This window comes from Helicobacter rappini, assembly GCF_900198625.1.
GTDB classification, from domain to species: Bacteria; Campylobacterota; Campylobacteria; order Campylobacterales; family Helicobacteraceae; genus Helicobacter_A; species Helicobacter_A rappini.
This window is the reverse complement of record NZ_FZPK01000005.1, coordinates 44,237-63,425: the sequence shown is the minus strand read 5'-3', so window position 1 is coordinate 63,425 and position 19,189 is coordinate 44,237. Positions and strand designations below refer to the sequence as shown.

Annotated in this window: 17 protein-coding genes and 2 tRNA genes; 7 read left to right on the top strand and 12 right to left on the bottom strand. The window is 35.2% G+C overall.

What is annotated here, in order from left to right; genetic code table 11:
• Window positions 1–562: 562 nt before the first annotated feature.
• From rsmH to C6H17_RS01415, 3 genes are all read right to left on the bottom strand, one after another.
• Window positions 563–2,347: a 16S rRNA (cytosine(1402)-N(4))-methyltransferase RsmH gene (gene rsmH, locus C6H17_RS01425; RefSeq protein ID WP_020995842.1), complete on the bottom strand. Its 1,785-nt coding sequence runs from the start codon at window positions 2,345–2,347 to the stop codon at window positions 563–565.
• 3 nt (window positions 2,348–2,350) lie between these two features.
• On the bottom strand, window positions 2,351–3,649 hold the full coding sequence (locus C6H17_RS01420; protein WP_020995841.1) for a MiaB/RimO family radical SAM methylthiotransferase: 1,299 nt from the start codon (window positions 3,647–3,649) through the stop codon (window positions 2,351–2,353).
• 155 nt (window positions 3,650–3,804) lie between these two features.
• Entirely contained in the window at window positions 3,805–4,230 is a 426-nt protein-coding gene (locus tag C6H17_RS01415) for a universal stress protein (RefSeq protein WP_004087801.1), read from the bottom strand.
• Window positions 4,231–4,401: 171 nt separating this feature from the next.
• Between C6H17_RS01415 and C6H17_RS01410 the strand changes: the two genes are divergently transcribed.
• On the top strand, window positions 4,402–5,100 hold the full coding sequence (locus C6H17_RS01410) for a hypothetical protein (RefSeq protein ID WP_005218783.1): 699 nt from the start codon (window positions 4,402–4,404) through the stop codon (window positions 5,098–5,100).
• 13 nt (window positions 5,101–5,113) lie between these two features.
• Here C6H17_RS01410 and recO read toward each other — a convergent pair whose 3' ends face one another.
• Together recO and ubiE are read right to left on the bottom strand one after the other, a co-directional pair.
• Window positions 5,114–5,731 carry a recombination protein RecO gene (recO, locus tag C6H17_RS01405; protein ID WP_005218784.1) on the bottom strand — a complete coding sequence of 206 codons (618 nt, stop codon included), beginning with the start codon at window positions 5,729–5,731 and terminating at the stop codon, window positions 5,114–5,116.
• Window positions 5,732–6,517 (bottom strand): bifunctional demethylmenaquinone methyltransferase/2-methoxy-6-polyprenyl-1,4-benzoquinol methylase UbiE, encoded by a 786-nt coding sequence (gene ubiE / locus C6H17_RS01400; RefSeq protein WP_020995840.1) that lies wholly within the window; start codon window positions 6,515–6,517, stop codon window positions 5,732–5,734.
• Between the two features lie 103 nt (window positions 6,518–6,620).
• On the opposite strand from ubiE, the gene ffh reads away from it, so the two are divergent.
• Entirely contained in the window at window positions 6,621–7,952 is a 1,332-nt protein-coding gene (gene ffh, locus C6H17_RS01395) for a signal recognition particle protein (protein WP_005218787.1), read from the top strand.
• A gap of 352 nt (window positions 7,953–8,304) precedes the next feature.
• On the opposite strand, the gene C6H17_RS01390 is transcribed toward ffh, so the two are convergent.
• The 3 genes from C6H17_RS01390 to C6H17_RS01380 form a co-directional block, all read right to left on the bottom strand.
• Window positions 8,305–9,027, bottom strand: coding sequence for a CoA-binding protein (locus tag C6H17_RS01390; protein ID WP_005218788.1), 723 nt, complete (start codon window positions 9,025–9,027; stop codon window positions 8,305–8,307).
• A gap of 142 nt (window positions 9,028–9,169) precedes the next feature.
• Window positions 9,170–9,742: a YceI family protein gene (locus C6H17_RS01385; protein WP_005218789.1), complete on the bottom strand. Its 573-nt coding sequence runs from the start codon at window positions 9,740–9,742 to the stop codon at window positions 9,170–9,172.
• 132 nt (window positions 9,743–9,874) lie between these two features.
• Window positions 9,875–12,346, bottom strand: coding sequence for a TonB-dependent receptor (locus tag C6H17_RS01380; protein WP_020995839.1), 2,472 nt, complete (start codon window positions 12,344–12,346; stop codon window positions 9,875–9,877).
• Window positions 12,347–12,614: 268 nt separating this feature from the next.
• On the opposite strand from C6H17_RS01380, the gene C6H17_RS01375 reads away from it, so the two are divergent.
• Both C6H17_RS01375 and C6H17_RS01370 read left to right on the top strand, forming a co-directional pair.
• Window positions 12,615–12,691 (top strand) — tRNA-Arg (locus tag C6H17_RS01375).
• 244 nt (window positions 12,692–12,935) lie between these two features.
• A tRNA-Val gene (locus tag C6H17_RS01370) sits at window positions 12,936–13,011 on the top strand.
• Window positions 13,012–13,127: 116 nt separating this feature from the next.
• Here C6H17_RS01370 and C6H17_RS01365 read toward each other — a convergent pair.
• Genes C6H17_RS01365 through C6H17_RS01355 form a run of 3 tightly spaced genes read right to left on the bottom strand, consistent with a single transcriptional unit; the run spans window position 13,128 to window position 15,826 of the window.
• Window positions 13,128–14,150, bottom strand: coding sequence for an SAM-dependent methyltransferase (locus C6H17_RS01365; RefSeq protein WP_005218791.1), 1,023 nt, complete (start codon window positions 14,148–14,150; stop codon window positions 13,128–13,130).
• Between the two features lie 9 nt (window positions 14,151–14,159).
• Complete coding sequence (locus C6H17_RS01360) at window positions 14,160–14,747, bottom strand: HAD family hydrolase (RefSeq protein WP_005218792.1); 588 nt, start codon at window positions 14,745–14,747, stop codon at window positions 14,160–14,162.
• A gap of 23 nt (window positions 14,748–14,770) precedes the next feature.
• Entirely contained in the window at window positions 14,771–15,826 is a 1,056-nt protein-coding gene (locus tag C6H17_RS01355) for an AAA family ATPase (RefSeq protein WP_020995838.1), read from the bottom strand.
• A 196-nt stretch (window positions 15,827–16,022) separates the two neighbouring features.
• Here C6H17_RS01355 and C6H17_RS01345 point away from each other — a divergent pair, with 196 nt between their 5' ends.
• Entirely contained in the window at window positions 16,023–17,369 is a 1,347-nt protein-coding gene (locus C6H17_RS01345; protein ID WP_005218794.1) for a (Fe-S)-binding protein, read from the top strand.
• A gap of 48 nt (window positions 17,370–17,417) precedes the next feature.
• Here C6H17_RS01345 and C6H17_RS01340 read toward each other — a convergent pair whose 3' ends face one another.
• On the bottom strand, window positions 17,418–18,236 hold the full coding sequence (locus C6H17_RS01340; RefSeq protein ID WP_005218795.1) for a TatD family hydrolase: 819 nt from the start codon (window positions 18,234–18,236) through the stop codon (window positions 17,418–17,420).
• Window positions 18,237–18,366: 130 nt separating this feature from the next.
• Here C6H17_RS01340 and def point away from each other — a divergent pair, with 130 nt between their 5' ends.
• Entirely contained in the window at window positions 18,367–18,882 is a 516-nt protein-coding gene (gene def / locus C6H17_RS01335) for a peptide deformylase (RefSeq protein WP_005218796.1), read from the top strand.
• A gap of 66 nt (window positions 18,883–18,948) precedes the next feature.
• A complete protein-coding gene (gene rpmB, locus C6H17_RS01330; RefSeq protein ID WP_004087777.1) occupies window positions 18,949–19,140 on the top strand; it encodes a 50S ribosomal protein L28 in 192 nt (63 codons plus the stop codon).
• Window positions 19,141–19,189: the final 49 nt, after the last annotated feature.

Genomic DNA, 19,189 nt, shown 5'->3' with positions numbered 1-19,189 from the left:
TCTTATCTTTTTCTTGTTTGTCTCAAACACAGAATAGCAGAAATACAAATCAGAGAAATATTGCTTTATTCTCTTAAAAATACTCATATAAATCCTTTTAACTAAACTATACAAAGGCTAGATTCCATGCAAACAGCCAAACTACCCATGCGGAAGTATCTTTGATTGATTTTAAGTGTTGTTGAGTAAAAATAAAAAGAGTTAAATCCCCATCTTGTTAGTATGTTAAGATTTCAAGGTGTTTAGGGAGTTAGATTCCTAGCTTTAATGGGGTACGGACAATTAGACTTTAAGTTCTTTACATTTGTTGCAAATCTTATTGATCGTTGAGTAAAAAACCTATTTACAGAATCTAAACTTTGTTTGCAATCTACGCTAGAGATTTTTTGGTTCATGAATATAATAAATTGTTTTAGAAACTATAGTTCCACTATTTTGGTAGATTGACAGACTTAATGCATGGAATCTCAACTTCACTAAAATAGAAAAATAACCACAAACTCCCCAAAGATTCCAAATCCCCCAACAAAACACAAGTTTTTACCAAGCCTACAAAACATAATTATGCAAAATAAAAAGCCCTAAGTTTTGCGCTACGAGAGCGTTTGTTTTGTGCGATTTCTTTGCTATCTGCTATGAGTGGTTTTTTATAAAGTGAGAATCCTTTGGCATGATTATTCCCGCAAACACATTTAAAGCTTGTTGTATCGCATATACAGCTTTTTGCAAATTGCTTAAAAGATTCCTTAATCATTCTGTCTTCAAGTGAGTGAAAAGAGATTACGCAAAACAAAACTTCATGTAGATTTTGACATGAATGAAGCAGACTTTTTAGCTGTCCTAATTCATCATTCACAGCAATTCTTAAGGCTTGATAGATAAGCGTTGCTGGGTGGATTTTGGCTTTTGAATGCAGTTTTAATGCGATATTTTGCAGGCTATCAGCAGTTATTCTACCTCTCTGACGCTCTTGCACGATGAGATTTACTAGCTTTTTATACTCCCTTATCTCGCCATAATTTTTAAAAATCTCTTCTAACTCATACTTGTTATAAGTATTTACAATCATATCCGCATCTAAACTCTGCGTCCTATCCATACGCATATCAAGCTTGTTTGAATGGAAGCTAAAACCACGATCGATAGAATCAAGCTGATATGAACTCACGCCAATATCCGCTAAGATTCCACAAAGATGATCCCCATTTGCTTCTATTTCTTTGATGATTTGTGGCAGTAAAGTCGCAAAATCCCCATGTCTAGTTTGGAATCTATCCTTAAATTTTGCCATAGATTCCCTATTATACTCTAACGCATAGCTATCCCTATCAATGCCTATAATATGCAGGTTTGAATACCGCTCTAATAATGCCCTACTCATGCCACCAAAGCCTAGCGTGCAGTCTATAAGCACTTCTTTATTCTTTATGAGCGACTTTTTTGCTATATAGTGTGAATGGGTAGAAAGAAAGATTCTATCAAAGGTATCAAGCATATGCTCTAGCAATACTGGGATATGTGGTGATTTTTCTTTTTGCTTATCATATATTTGTTTAGAATCTATGCTAGGTTCTGCACGATTAGTAGAGTTAGAATCTAGCGTTCCCCCTACCCTATTAGCATTTTTAGTTTGTAATGGATTTGTAAGGCAATTTTCATTTTTAGATTCTGTATGCTTAGATTCCATATCTTTAGATTCAAGCACACTAGTTTCAAATACTCTAGATACCGATAAGCTAGATTCTACTTTACAACTTTCTATTACGCGATTTTCTGGCATACTAGATTCCATATCACTAGATTCTATAAGAATAGACTCACACCCTGCCCTATTCTGCTTATCTTCTTTTTTATGGGATAAAGAATTAATCCTTTCTAAATATCGCTCTAGAATCACACATGCACTAATGCTATCTAGCACGCCATTTTTTCGTGCATTTTTCCGCTTATTATATCCCCTATCAAGTAGCCGCTCGTTTGCTTCCTTACTGCTATATGATTCATCGATATAGATTACCTGTCCGCTAAAATCAATAAGGTTAAGAAAGTGAGAGATTCTTTTTTGCATGACTTCATGTCGCCCTGCCCTATTAGATTCTATATCCAAGCCAGATTCTATATTTAAATTAGATTCTGTATCCACATCATCTATATCCATATCACGGGGCATACCAACTACAAGCGTGATTTTACTCATATCGCTTTCATGTGCTAATAGCAAGTTAGCTAAATCCTTGCTTGCTTGATTGCGATTTTTCCGCATGATAGGGGCTAAAGGCACGATGATATTTTGCACCACTTTTGCCACACCAAGTCGCTTTAATCCAAAGTCAATACCAAAAATCATGCACTAACCCTGCATCACACTATAGCTAAGCCCAACATTATACCGCTCCGCAATCTCGTATTTATCGACACTCACCCACTTGCCTTTTAAATCTAAGTCATCTTTAATAGGCAATATCATCTTGTTAAAATACTCATCTAAGCCCACAAAATAGCTAGAATCTCTCTCTTTTATCGCCTTTTTACCCTCTATCAATACGCTTAAAGGTTTTTTAAGATTCTGTCTAAAGACTAGATTTTTTCTCTGCGTTATCGTTGTGATTTTACGCAAACGCTCCTTTGCCACATCGCCTTTTACTTGTGTAAGTTTTAGTTCATTTTTCGCTGATTTTGTGCCAAATCTAGGGCTATAAATAAAGGGGTGGATATGCGTTAGGGGCAGCTTTTCTAAATTGCATATCGCTTCATCAAAAATCTCTTTTGTCTCTCCATAATGCCCTATAATATAATCTGTCCCTAAGCTAAAACCTTTACTTGCAATCGCATTAAAAAGCTCCAAATCACGCTCAAAAGTATTCTTTCTATTCATAATCTTTAGCATTGATTCACTTGTATGCTGCAAGGCTATATGCAAGTGTCTCTCTAGCTTATTTAACTCTAGAATCTCTAAAAAAGCAGAGTCAATTTGACTTGGCTCAAGGCTGCCTAATCGTATGCGTAAAATACCGGAAATATCATGTATTTTTTGTATAAGTGTCGCAATATGTGTCTTTGTATCAAGCCCATAACTACCGATATTTGTGCCTGTTAGTATCACTTCTGTAACGCCACTTTGCTCCAAAATCTTGATTTGGTCTAGTATATGGGCTTCACTAAAGCTTCTAGCACTCCCACGCACACTCGGTATAATGCAATAGCTACACGCAAAGTTACACCCCTCTTGAATCTTAATAAACGCTCTAACCTTCCCCACAACTCTAGGCAAAAGCGTGGTATCAACATGCTTATTTACCCGCTCTTTTGGCAAAAATACCCGATTTTCACTTGATAAAAAGTCATTAATACTCTCTTTATGACTATGTGCAAACACCCCATTTACAAGCCCATTATTAAACAGATTCTCACCAGAGTGCTTTACTCCGCAACCTGTAAAAAGCACCTTTTTTCCCTCACTGCTATACTTTCTTGCATACCCACGCACTTCCCTATCAGCCTTATTTGTTACCGTGCAGGAATTAATGATAATGGTATCTGCTTCTATTTCACTTGCTACGATTTCATGGTTTTTAAGGTTGCTAATCATTACTTGTGTATCATAGAGATTACTTCTACAACCAAAGGTCTTAAAATATACTTTTGCCAAAATGTTCCTTAAAGTTTAACTTATTTTATGTGTTTAACTTGATTTTATTATATTGCTAAAATTCATGCTTCTTTACTATCGCCCTGCGTTCAAGCAAGATTCTATAACCTTAGAATCTTATCACCCTGTCCCAATTAATGCAAAATCAAGTTTAGCTATTTTGCTACTAAAACCGGTATAGGTGATGAGTTGATAAAACCATTTTGGTGAGAATTAAAGATTCTATGAAGGATTGAAGACTCACTAGCCCCAATCACAAGCAAATCATATTGATCTGCAATTTCCAGCACAACATCAATAGGATTCCCATTTTTTAGAATCTTTTTACACGCAATGCCTTCGTTATTAAAGACCTTTGCAAACTCTTGTAAAATCGCATGAGACTCTTCTTCTTGCACATGCTCTAGTGAGGCATAATCCACAATGCCACTTTCTGCTAAAACAATCGTTTCAGGTGTAACATGCAGCAGTGTCAGCTCAATCTCACTGCGTCTTGCAAAAAGCTTTATAATCGTTGGGATAGCCTTGCGACATTCATCTGTATCACTCACGCCAAATAGAATCCTTATTGCATCTGCCATAGAAACTCCTTTTTAATAACTCAAAATAATCGCAATTATACACTTTTATAAAGAAGTTTTATACCTAAACTTTGTTGATAAGATACAGCTATCTGTCATTTTATAGGATAATCTATATCACTCTTGTATCACAATATGCTATCATTTACACTAAAAAATTAAAGGAATTTTATGTATGTGAGACTCGTTTTTTTATGTTGCGTGAGTTTGTGTTTTATGGCGTGTTCTTCACTTGTGGTTAAGCCAGATAAGATAGCAAGCTATAATAATGGCGTAGCCATCATGCAAGATAAGCAGGAAAAAAGCAAGATTCAAATAGAAATCGCACAAGAGACAATCGGCGGATTTGATAATGTGCCTTTAATATTGTATGTCGCTTTAGAAAATCTTAGTGATGAGATTTTACAATTTAGCACTGAAAATATCTCCATTGTGCTGAATGAGAAGACCATAAAACCATATAGCTTTCAAGCCCTATCACGCTCTAATTTCAGTCTCTCTCAAGCCCTATATGACTATGGTATAGAGACTACACCCCCAAATCTAAGAGTGAGTGATCCCTTTTTTAGCATGAATGCCTATCATATTTATCCCATGCCTTTTATGTTTGATAATGGCTTTTTTATGGCATATAGATTCTATGATTATTCATTTGCAAGGGCGAATTTTTACAATATGCAACTTGAATCTTTTAATGCAAGGAAATTTTTAATCTCACATTATTTGCGTAAAAATACACTACGAAAAAATGATGTTAAAGGTGGTTTTATACTTATCCCATATAAGAATCTAAAAGCTGGGGATATGTATATACAAGTAAGTGCTGGAAGTGAGATATATCGTTTCCTTGTGAAGTTATCAAAAAAATAGCAAGGAAATTAAGTTACAACCCCTGCAATACAACCTCATAGATTCTATCGCAGTTTATATCATCGATATTGATAAGACTCTTTGTCTCATAGAAATCAAGCATAAGCTGTTTTTGCATAATAATGGGACTTGTAACACAGCTAGGACATGCAAAGAGAAATCCACGCGTAAGAGCTACAAACTCATGCAGCAAAGCCCCACACGCAAAGCAACTATCCTCTCTGTAAAGTCTGCCCTCAAACTCAAGCAAACTCGCATACATACTGCAAATAAGTCGCCTTGCATTTTGTCTGTGTAATAAAGTAACGCTATGCTCCATTAACTCAAAATAAAAAGATTCTATCTGCTTTGCTTCATGTAAATGCTTATCAAGCAAGGCACAAAACTGCTGCCATACATACACCTTATCCAACTCAACTTCATAGGGCTTTGGCAAATGCGTTAAGTTTCGTAACTTTGGTATATGCACCCCTTGATACTCTATCTCAAAATCGATTTTTCGCCCTGTATAAAGGATATTATGCCTTGCTCCATAGAATCTATAAAGTGTGTGATAATGCCCTTGTGTTAGCACTTTTACAATCACATCTTCTCTAATGCTTTTTGTGATTTTAAGGATAAAGCCTTGCATTTACTCTTGCTTTTGTGCTATGAGTAGAGATGAGACATTAGCACTATAGCTTTTTGAAAAAAGTATTTGCATACCGCATGCTAAAAGCTCAGATTCTAAGCCCTCACGAGTAACAAAGCTATCAATAGAATCTGGCAAATAACGATACGCCTTAAAATTACGAGAGATAAGCCCACCTACAATTGGCAAAATATTTTTTGTATAAAATTGCATGAGTTTTGAGAATATATTATGTTTATTTGGCGTGGTAAATTCTAAAATCACAAGCACACCATTTGGACGCAACACTCTGTAAAATTCCTTTAATGCTGCTTCTCTCTCCACGACATTACGCAAACCATAGGCAATGGATATAATATCTTTGCTACAAGATTCTAAGGGCAGATTATTTGCTTGTGCGACTTTAAACACTCCATGCGGGATCTTTTCTCTAGCTTGGTCTAGCATACCACTTGATGGATCAATGCCCTCAATACTTGCTATCTCTATGCCTAAATCCTTGCTAGATTGCTCCCAATGCAGCATCATATCGCCCGTGCCACAAGCTATATCTGCAATGTCTAGCTTTTGTTTATTAAGGATTTGAAAAGCTTCTTTACACGCCTCTTTACGCCAACTTATATCAATCCCCATACTCATAACGCGATTTGTTGTATCATAGGTTTTTGCAATGTCATTAAACATGTTTATTATTTCATCTTGCTTTGAATCCTGTTTTATATTGAGTTCTTGTTTATTATTCATAATCACTTTTGCCTTTTTAGAATCTTTTTGTAATTCTAGCATGTTTTTATATGAAGTTTATTGGATAGCTATAATTTGGTTTTATGTAAAATTTTGTTATAATTCTAGCTTTGTATATAAATTATGTGCTATAAAAAGGATAAATATGTTTGAGACTTTGAGCAATGGCTTTCGTGGGGCGATTAATAAGATTAGATTCAGTGATGATGAAAAAGCACTCGATAAAGCCCTAGATGAATTAAAAAAAGCTCTATTAAAAAATGATGTATATCATAAAACAACTAAAGAGATTCTGCAAAAAACAAAGGATAAAACAAAGGCAAATGGCATAGGTAGGGATAGCTTTTTAAACGCACTTAGTCAGTCTCTTTTAGAGATTTTGGAAGTGAGTGGAGTTTATGGCTTTACTTACGCACAAAAGCCGCCGACAAATATCCTTATGAGTGGTTTGCAAGGTAGTGGTAAGACAACGACTTGTGCAAAACTTGCAAACTATCTAAAAGCACGAAATAAGAAGGTTTTGCTTGTGCCTTGTGATTTGCAGAGATTAGCCGCCGTTACGCAGTTAAAGACATTGGGAGAACAGATTGAGACAGAGGTGTTTCACTCAGAATCTAATAGTCCTGTTAGTGTGGCAAAAGAGGCGATGAAATACGCACAAGATGGGCTATTTGATGTTGTGATTTATGATACGGCGGGGCGATTAGCAATTGATGAGTCTTTAATGAGTGAATTAGCCGAGATTAAAAAAGCGATAAATCCGCATGATACTTTCTATGTTGCAGATTCTCTAAGTGGGCAAGATGGTGTGAGAACAGCACAAACTTTCCATGAAAAGATAGGTATTAGCGGTGTGATTTTAAGTAAGTTTGATAGTGATTCAAAAGGTGGTATAGCTCTCTCTATTGCGTATCAAATCGGCATTCCCTTGCGTTTTATGGGTATGGGAGAAAAGATTGCCGATCTTGATTTATTTATGCCAGATAGGATTGTATCAAGGCTTATGGGTGCAGGGGATTTAACGAGTCTTGCGGAAAAAACAGCAAGTGTTATCAATCCAAAAGAAGCAAAAGATATTCATAAAAAGATTAAAAAAGGGACTTTTACATTTACAGATTTTCTCAATCAAATTGAAAATGTCAAAAAGATGGGTTCAGTAAGCTCTCTCATGTCGATGATTCCGGGCATGGGTAATATGGCAAAATCACTCAAAGATGTGGATTTAGATAACTCTGAAGAGATTAAGATAATCCGCGCAATGGTAAATTCCATGACGCAAAAAGAAAGAGAAAATCCAGACCTTTTAAATGGCTCAAGACGAAAGCGTATAGCACTTGGCAGTGGATTACAAGTAAGCGATATTAATCGTGTATTAAAGCAATTTGACCAAGCAAGTAAATTTGCAAAGAAACTTAGCCAAAAAGGCGGAATACAAAGCCTTTTAGGTATGCTTTCACAAAATCAAATACCGCGTTAGTTTCTATCTTTTAATAGAATCTTAGCAAGAGAATTTGTGGGGTTAGGATTTCGTTAGTTAGCCTTAGTAACTTGTGGCAGAAATACCACTCTTGCATGTTGAAAAAATAGGGTATAAAGCATATTGTATAATTTTGCATTATTTTGAAAGCAAAGATTTCGCATGTGCTTTTGGTGTGAAATAAGATGGAAAATCAATGGATTCTATACGCAGTAATTGCATATACTACTCAAAATCAATAATGTGAATTTTGCATTTATAAATAATCGTTATATTAGGTAGATAAACTCACATATACACAAGAAAATAATATTGCCAATAAAGAATGTTCTAGAATCTACAAGTATTTAATTTATTTACTAAAGATTCTCATATATTCTAGTTTAATGCAGCTATCTTCTTCATAAAGCATTCCATGTTGCTTTGCAATTTTAGCTGCTTCTGCATTTTGTAATCCAAGTTGCACCCATATACAAGGGTTATTTGTATTAAAGGATTCTAGAATCTTGTCATTTTGAGCCATAGGTGAAAAATCTTTTTTAGATTCTGTATTAGATATTTCACTATGCTTAATATGATGACTATTAGAGTCTAGATTCTCTACCATTTGGGTGGGTGCAGGGCTTTGGGGTGCAAAATTTATAGAATCTAGTTTCCCTAGTTTAACGACTGAATGCTGATCGTTATAATTAGAATCTAAATCTCTAGCTATTTCACTTTCTCTAGCACAAGAATCTTTTATACTAGATTCTAATCCCCATATTTCACAAATCTCACTTACAACCAAAGGTAATGCCTCGCTTTTTCTAAAAATGTCGATAATATCGCATTTCACACCTTTTTTAGATATATCTATGAATGCTTCTTTAAGCGAAGTGAAAGCCTTTTTGCCTAAAATCTCGCCACCTTTTGGGTAAATTGGAATTATATCATAGCCCTTTTCTAAGAGAAATGAGGCGACATGATAGCTTGGCTTACTTGTATCTGGGCTTAAGCCTACTATCATTATGGTTTTAGCATTTTGCAGAATCTCTCTTTTTATCTCATCGCTTAAATGCGTAGTTTTATTGTCCATACTATCCCCTTTTATGAGTTTTCATATAATTTTAAGCAAATAATCTCGGGCAAAATGTTATATGAAAACTCATGCTAGATAGCCACAAAGGAAGTGGTTATAATCCTTTGTGCTTTATTGCATGTTAAGATTCTATGTGAATTTATTGCGGATGAAGCTCTAAGTTGATAGAAATATCTACACTCTCACCCATTGTAGCACCTGAAGTATCTTTGCCGATATTAAAATCCTTGCGATTAATTGTAGCCTGCAGGGTAAGCCCAAAAATCTCTTTTTTAAGCATAGGATGCTGTGCTGGTCCTTTTAGCTCACCTGTGAAAATTACCTTTTTTGTTACACCCCGAAGTGTCAAATCTGCCTCAACGCGAATGCCATTTTTAGCCTTTGTGATTTTTGTCGCTTTAAGCATGCCTTTTGGATATGTCCCTGCATCAAAGTAAGCATCACCTAGCAAATGCCCATCTCTTTCTTCATCTCTTGTGTTGATAGAAGTAATGTCGATTTCACCATCAAGTTTTGTTAGCGTTTTTGCTTTTGGATCAATATCCACATTGCCGCTAAATTTCGCAAAATTCCCATTCACATTTGCCACAACCATGTGTCCAATCTTAAAGTTAATCGCTGAATGACTTACATCAATCTTATATGGTGCAGCCTGCATACCAACAATAGCCAATGAACTTGCCACAATAGCACTAAGCACAATTTTTCTCATACATAATCCTTTTAATCTTATTCAGTCTTTGAGACTTAGGCTGATTATATTCCTATAAAGTAAATAAGATAAAGAAACAATATTACTTCATTTCTAGATTCTAAATATCGTTACAAATACGCCAAAATGTTATTAAAAAGTAGCACCAGCCTGTATAAAGAATGCAGCACCGGGGGCTCTATAATAGCTAAAATATTTTTGATTAAAAATATTTGTCGCATTAAAGGCTACTTCATAATGCTTTAAGAATCTATAGCCAACTCTCACATCACCCAGCACATAGCCATCAGTCGCACTATATACACCACCGATTGTATCCTTATTATCCGCTCTGCTAAAAGGCTTACTCATCATTTCAATACCAAAACTTCCAAAAAATACAGAATCATCATAGGCAATCTGTGCGTAACCCAAATGCTCTGGTATGCCTGTGAGTTTTTTACCTTCTATGCTTTTATCCGCTGGATTTCTTAGCATGTCTGAATTTGTAAAGGTGTAGGTGAAAAGTAGTGAGAGATTATAAGGGAGATTCTGTTTGTAGGATAGCTCTAAGCCATTGATAAGGGCTAATCCACCATTTTTTAAGTAATTAGTATTACCTTCTAAATGATTATAGATAACATCACTCATAAAAGTATTAAAATAATATGCTTTTACTAAGCCCTGATATTGAGAAAAACTAAGCTTTTGTTCAAAGCCTATATCAAAGCTTGTGGCACTCTCTGGTTTTAGGTTTGGATTCCCAATGGTTGTGATACCATTATTTGTTTTGTATGTGCTAAACATTTGACTAAGCGTTGGTGCGCGAAATCCCTGTCCAATTGATGCTTTTAGTGTGCTTGTATCATTTATGTAGTAATTAAGTGTTGCTTTTGGAGAAATCTTATGCTTTGAGTTGTTTGTTACTTGCGAGTTAGTTTTTGTATAGTAGTCATACCCTAGCCAGTAGTCATATCGTAAGCCCAAAGTCGTGCTTAAATATTTATTCCACTCGCTTCTAAGTTCTATAAAAACACCACTCATAAGGCTTTTGCCACCTTTGTTCTCTTTGGTATTGACATAGTTGCTGCCATTGCTAGAATAATTTGTCCAATCATTAAGGTTAAAGACAGACTCGTCCATACTTAGCTGCCTTGCTTGGAATCCTATCAGCAAATTCTGTCCTACATCAAAGATAGGGATATTTGTAAAAATATCTAAATTATTCGTTTGGAATCTATCTTTAGTTTGTGAACCGGGTCCGCCTGTAAGTGTAGTATTTGCATTTGTTTCACCACTTGCCCCACCATCTGGATTATTAAAATCTCTCCAGCCATCAATGCGTGAGTATCTAGCACTAAGCAATATATCATCAAAGTATTGCTTATATCCTACATAAAAGATATTTTGAGCAAATCTCTCTTGCCCTATGCCGCGTCCAGCATACATAGGCATGGGACGATTTCCACCGCAATTATTACAAGTATTGCTATTATCTCCCCAATATTCTTCTCCATTCTTACGCAAGAAAGTCGTATGGTCTTCATGTGTATAGCCATAGTAGTTAAACATAAGTCCAGAATCTAGCGTAATAGATTCTGTCAAATCATATTGTGCTTTAAATTTCAAGTCATGTGTTTGATACTTTTGTTTTCCCATATCCCCTATTATTACAATGTCTGTGCCTTGTGGATTCTTACTTGGTATGCCACCTGTTACGCCATTATTAAGAATGGTATCGCCTTTATACACCCACGCACTATCTGCTGCGTAGCCATCTGTGGTGGTGAAGCCATAGCTTGCTTTAAGCTTTAGCTTATTATCAAAAAAGGTATCACCGATTGAGAGATACCCACGCACGAGATTTTCTTGTGCGGTATTTGGCACGAAAGGATTCCCATAGCCTATGTTTGCCCTCAATTCAAACTTATTAGGCATAGCGGTAACAAAGTTTATAGCCCCACTCAACGCCCCGCTACCATAGAGATTTGAGAATGGACCGCGTATCACTTCCACTTGCTCTAAATCATCGGCATTCATCGCGGTTATCATTTTTGTATTATTATCCATATCATTTAGAATCACACCATCAAGCATAATCATAGCCCCACTACTAACGCCCCGAATAGTAACCCCATCAAATGTATCCATGCCGCGACTTTTGCTTTGACGCAAGCCCTCTATACCACGCAAAGTGTCGCTAATCTTATTATTTGGTCGCACTTTTATAGATTCCTTATCTATTATGCTGACATTGCCGGGGGCTTCAGTGATTGTCGTTGGGATTCTTGTTGCAGTAACGGTTGCTGCTTTTGCTTGATAATGCTTTGTGTTAGAATCTTTTGAAGTCGTATTATCCGTAATATCTAGACTATCTGCAAATAAAGATTCCATAAAAAGTAGGGTATAGGCACAAAATATACTTATATAAAGAGACTTTTTACTGAATCTGTTTTTAATGAAATATTCTTTAATAGAACCTGTTTGAGTAAAATCTAGCCTTGAAAAATATGAAGAAAATGGTGTGTCATCAATATTTTTTGCTGCGATAGCTTTAGGGTTAAACTGCGTAAAAAAAGCATTTTCTTTGTTATCTTTTTTATATACATAGGTGTAAGAAAACATAGAACCTTACCTTTATTAATAAAATTAAAAAGGTATTATTATAGTATTATTTTATTAATATTAGTATTATTTATTCGTTAGCGGATTTATTATTCGATGTGTAAAATATTGTCATTATAACTAGAATCTAACCCAAAACAAGTTATGAAATAATATATCTTGACATAATAAAATATTGACCTAAACTTAATTCTTTATAAATATTCTTTAAAATTTTAAACTATTAAGCTATTTTTTATATTTTTTTCTATATAATCACAAGCTAATTGTGCTCGTAGCTCAGCTGAATAGAGCAACAGGTTGCGGTCCTGTAGGTCGGGGGTTTGAATCCCTCCGAGCACGCCACTCCTTTAAGTTAAAATTTTATCAAGATGCTTTATGTTTTCTGTTTGTAGTATTATACATCATTAAAGATATGGCGACATGATATTAAATCCCCTGATATTGTATTAATGTGGTTAGAAATGACTATTTAATACAATGTTTTTTTTGACTACGATTTCAGAATCTTGTTGTGATCTAGTAGAGTGGGAACTTAATGTTTATGATGAAATTAACGCTTACACATATCGCCTTAAATTTATTGGGTGGTAGCGTAGCTCAGTTGGTAGAGCACTACCTTGACATGGTAGGGGTCGCTGGTTCGAGTCCAGTCGCAACCACCATTTTCTAAATCTGATTACATCTACACCTATCTTAACAACACTTATTCTTAATTGATGAGACAATCTCTTTGGATAAAGAAATGTTTGTAATGCAATAACATATAACTTTTTAGAATCTACACCCCACATACCAAAGCTTTAAAGCGTTCGCCCATGGCATTTGGAGCGATTAAGCCTTGCAAACTTGCTTTTTGTTTGCTTAGCTGGATTGTGCTAAAATGTGCAGAAAAACTTTCAAAAATATCTAATATCTCACAAGATTCAATCAAAAATTTTGACTGCGTAACATTACATAAAACTTTAGCGTTATTATTTTCCAATATCTTTTTTAACAGGCTAAAATCTATGTCATAAGTAATATCACTTTTGCCTATAAACTGGGCTAATCTATCATTTTGCAATTCTTCATAGAGATTATAAACCTTGTGCTGCATATACATTCGTATATTCATTTCTCGTGCTAAAAAATCGCCATAATCAAATGTGAGAAATATCCATTTACATGGCAAATTGCAGAGATTTTGTATAAAAGATTCCCAAATGAGCGGGATTTCAGCACTTTTTATATCATACTTTTCTATAAATTCACTTATCTCACTGCTTGGTTTATCCCATGTAAAATTATTATTATGAAAATATAGCATGTTATTATTATGAAAAATATCGCAAGGCATGCTATCAAACAATTCATTAGATATGAAAAATACATTATTTGGTTGCGTATCTTTTAGCATTTGCAAGTTACTATAAATATGTAGTTGCTTAGCAAATCTTGCAGTAATCCTTGCTTGAAAAGTCGCCTTCTGTTGTGTATGTAAGCAAACTAGTGGCTCTATCACGCAAAAGCTAGTTTGTATGAAAACTATATTACTAAATGCCTTTAAAAACTCTGCAATATCAGCGATTAAATCGCCATTATTACTCCCTATTTCCACAATGTGAAGTGGTAGAGTAAGCCTTTTTTCATCAAGCATTCTCAAAATATAGCGGCTAATCGCCCCACCAAAAAACTTTGACACACTCACAGAAGTGTAAAAATCCCCCGCTTTTCCCACATGATTTTGCGTGTAATAGCCTGTATTTGGATTATAGAGCCACTCTTGCATAATCTCACTAAATGCTAACTTATTAGAAGTCATCATAAGCCCTTAATGAAACACACGAAAAAATGCGAGATTTGGACTTGCTAGGGCTAACATTTCCCTATCTCCCCTAGTATCGCCATAGACATAGATTCTTTCATATTGTGTAAGATCATAGTTTTCTTTAATGCGTCTCTCTTTCTCTGGTCCATAGCAGTTTGGCTGGGCAAAATTGCCTGTAATCTTACCATCTTTTACCTCCATTGTAGTGGCAAGCAGATGAATATCAAAAGCTTTACATAAAGGACTAAGATACTCTTCAAAGCTAGCAGATACAAGCACTACAACATGATTATTTCCCTTATGCCATTGCATTTTTTGCAGGGCAGAATCTTTACAAAAAGATTCTAAATCGCTCATAAAATCACTGCAATATTTATCTAATTTATCTTTTTCCATGCCCTTAAAACAAGATTTAAGCACTCTCTCTTTTGCCTTGCTATTATCTATCAAGCCAAGCTTGTAGCCTATCAAAGTAGGCAAATTTTCTAACATTTTTATATAGAATCTTTTTCCTAATACAAAACGCAAAAATAGCTGAAAAGAATCCCCACGCGTTATAGTCCCATCAAAATCAAAAAATGCTATATCCAAAAGTAATCCCTTTATTTGTGAAATTAAATATAAAGATAAGAAATATTACAAAACAAAACAGGTAGTATAGCAAAATTGTTTTTAGAATTATGGGTGAAAGGCATTTTAGATTCTTTGCTAGATTCTGTATTGTCTTGTGCTAGATTTCTTAAGTGTAATGATTTATTATAAGATTCTATACTTGCTTTAAGGAAGTGCATGGCTTCTTTTGCTTCTTGTGAGAATTTTATCTTTTTTGCTTTTTGTGTGATGTCTTGTAATTCTTGTGTGGTGATGGGATTTGTAACTTCTATTTCTACAATATCTTCATCTAGCAGGGCTTCAAAGCTAGACTTTTGCTCTATAGGCAATACGCTTAAGCGGATAACAAGCCTATCATATAAGGCTTCTAGCCCTTGATTTTGCATAGGGAATTCATTACTCGCACATACTAGCCCTTTTAATGGGACTTTTATATCCATATTGCCATCGCGATAGATCTTTTCATTAATGATTGTTAAAAGCGTGTTTAGAATGGCTGGAGAACTTTTCCATATCTCATCTAAAAATGCAAAATGTGCTGTGGATAGATAGCCTTGTGTGCTTCGTGTAAGGCGATTTTTCTTTAACTCTGCTATGTCGATTGGACCAAAGATTTCTTCTGGTGTGCTGAAGCAATTCATTAAATAAGCAAAGAATGTGTTAGAATCTGCTTTTTGCGTTTGTTTTTCTTCATCACGGATTCTAGGATTTTGCAAGTATGGACTAGTGCTACGCACGAGTGTAGTGGTGCTTTCGTAGTTTTTAGCACATTTTGAGGCAACCGCAGACTCCAAGTCTAGCTCTGCCCCAAAATGTGCTAAATCTGCGGAATGACTACCCAAAGCTGAATCCTTTTTAGAATCTGCTTTTTCGCCCATATCAAATGCTAATGCCACTCGCCTTGCAATAAGACTCTTTGCTGTGCCGGGCGGTCCATACAAAAAGGCTGATTTACCACTTAGAAATGAAAGCAATACAAGCTTTATAGCTTGGTCTTTTTCATACACACCTTGATTTAACTCTTTTATAATGGATTCTATACGATTTTTGTAGCTCATTTTTGTTCCCTTAAGTTTATAATGGTGATTATACCAAATAGCAATTACGCTTTAATGCTAGCTTTGGGAAATATTGCAAGAGATTACCAAACAACAAACATTCAAATAACCATAAATTCCAACTAATATTTCCCCACCCAAATAACACATTAACTAAAATATTTTAGAATCCACGCATTAAATATAAAGGAAGCATGTGTCAAGTCAAAATGAGATAACAAAACTAAATCAAACCACTACACAAACACAACACCCAAGCATTTTAGAAAAAAGTGCCTTGAGTTGCGTCAAATGTGCTAAATGTGTCCCAACATGCACGATTTATGGTGTAAATAGAGATGAGATAACTTCTCCGCGTGGTTATCTTGACTTAGCAAATGCCTATGCAAAAGGGCGATTACTACTTGATAAGCAGCTAAAAGATTCTATAGAATCATGCTTTCTTTGCACAAGCTGTGTGGAGCAATGTCCTATGCACCTGCCTGTTGATGTGGTGATACAAAGAACTCGCGTAGATATTGCTAAAAAGTATGGAATCCCGCTGTATAAAAAAATCATGTTTTATCTGCTTGGCAAAAGAAGTGTGCTAAATATAGTCTTTTCAATGGGATATTATTTTAATCCATGCCTTTTTAAAACGCAAAATGGCTTTAAAAAAATGCGTTTCAAACTCCCAAAAATAGGCGATAGGACTATCATGCCATTTCATGCAAAAAGCTTTTTGCAAACACATCATGGACTTATAGAATCAAAGCAAAATTCAAGCGATAAAAAACGCAAGGTGGGCATTTATATCGGTTGCTTGAGTAATTATAACTATAAAAATGTTGGTGTAAGTCTGCTAAAGATTCTAGATAGACTAGGCATTGATACCCTTGTGCCAAAGGGGCAGGAATGCTGTGGTGCGCCTGCATTTTTTAGTGGTGATATTTGCAATACCACAAAGCTTATTAAAAAAAATCTAAACTATCTTCTGCCCTTGCTTGATGACTTAGAAGCCCTGCTAGTGCCAGAGGCGACTTGTGCGGCTATGCTTTTGCATGATTGGGGCAATGCCTTAGAGATTGAGAGTGAAGCACATGGTATCGATAATAGTGAGTACATCGAAAAGCTAAAGATTCTAGAGAAAAAGACCTATATGGCAAGCAAATGGCTGCATGATAGAACGCAACTAAATGAGCTACTAAAAGATTCTAAAAAAGAAGAGAGAAACATAACCTATCATGACCCATGCCATGCTAGAAAGGTGCTAAAAATCTATCAAGAGCCACGAAAACTTTTGCAAAATTTTAAGCTAAAAGAGATGAAAGACTGCAATGTATGCTGTGGCTTTGGCGGGGTTACAATCCAGAGTGAGAGATATGATCTTGCAAAATCAGTAGGCGATAAAAAGGCGTTAAATATTAAGCAAAGTGGAGCAGAAATCGTAAGTGCGGAATGCAGTGCGTGTCGTATGCAAATAGATGATTCTATGGCTAGAAATAATGTTGATGTGAGTTTTAAACACCCATTAGAGTTGATTGCAGAGAATTTGGGGTTGTGATTGCAGAAGTGTTAAGGCGTTGCACCATTTGTTGTGATTTAATGAAAACTAGATTCCAAACAGCATTTTCGCATTACTTGTAGTTTGTCTTATAATCTCATTGGTGGTGGTATTTAGGACTTCACTAAGCTTTTCTGCGATATGTATGAGAAAGCTTGACTCATTTCTTTTTCCTCTGTGTGGCGTGGGGGCAAGATATGGGGCATCAGTTTCTAACACTATTTTTGATAGTGGAATCTTTGGCGTTACAGAAAGCAGGTCATGTGCATTTTTAAAAGTGATAATGCCCCCTATCCCATAGTAAAAAGATTCTCTAAAATTAAGCAACTCTTCACATGCGTTGTAACAATGAAACACACCGCGAATCTTATCGCCCCTTTGTATATAATGCGTTAGAATCTTAGCGACCTCCTTGCTTGCTTCATAACTATCTTTAGAATCTCTTACATGCAAGATTAAGGGCAAATTATATTTTATCGCCCATTCTATTTGTGTATGAAAAACTTGTATTTGCATATCGATTGCGTTTGTATCATCTTTTTCAATGTGATAAAAGTCAAGTCCGCATTCCCCAATGGCTTTGCATTTTGGCGAATTTATGGAATCTTGCAAGGATTCTAGCACATGATTATTTAAGGTTTTACTTGTGGTGTCTAGATACATTTCATCAGCGTGGCAGGGGTGGATTCCCACTGCATAATAGATATTTTCATGCGTATTTGCAATGCTTTGTGCGTCCTTTAGCGTATGAAAGGAGGCAGCGGGTATTATAAAAGATTCTATATTATTTATTTTTGCTCTCTCTAGCACTTGGGCTAAATCATTGCTAAAATCTTTAGAATCAAGATGGATATGCGTATCAATCATAATTACTCCGGTTGTAAAAATAAAGCGATATTATAGCTACCAAAAGTTACATATTGAATCTATTTTTACATTTACTTGTAAGCTATTTTTGGATAAAATGTTGTTTTTAGTTTGCATTTGGAGTATTTTTATGGTTTTAGAAGTCATTCATTATCCAAATAAAATATTACGCACGATTTCAAAAGAAGTTCAAGTTTTTGATAACGCATTGCATGAATTTTTAGATTCTATGTATGAGACTATGATGGAGCATAATGGCGTGGGATTAGCCGCGATACAAGTAGCAAAGCCCCTGCGGGTGCTAATTATTAATATACCAAGAGAAGAGGATAATACGCAGTATAAAGAGGATTTGCTTGAGATTATTAATCCTGTTATTTTACATGCTGAAGGTGAAATTCTATGGAATGAGGGCTGTTTATCTGTGCCCGGATTCTATGAAGAAGTCAGTCGTTTTAGTCAAATAAAAGTCAAATATCAAGATAGATTTGGTGTTACGCATGAAAATATATTTAATGACTTTATGGCAGTTGCCTTGCAGCATGAAATGGATCATTTAAATGGAATCTTATTTGTAGATAAACTACCTTTACTAAAACGAAAGAAATTTGAAAAAGAGTTAAAAAAGAGTAAGAAAAGCGCATAATTTAAGCCGTATATAAGTCTTTATAAGATACAATCAAAGCTTTATTTTTAATAACAAGGATATTTTATGGCACGAAGATGTGATATTACTGGAAAAGGCGTTATGGTTGGTTGCAATGTGAGCCATGCGAATAATAAGACTAAAAAAAGAAGTCTCCCAAACCTTAGAAGTATGCGTTTGAAGCTTGAAGATGGCACTTCTATCCGCATTAAAGTTGCAGCTTCAACATTGCGAACTTTAAAGAAAAAGAGTAAATAATTTCTATTGTTAGGTTTTTACATTGTAAGCAATTTTTAGACATGCAACA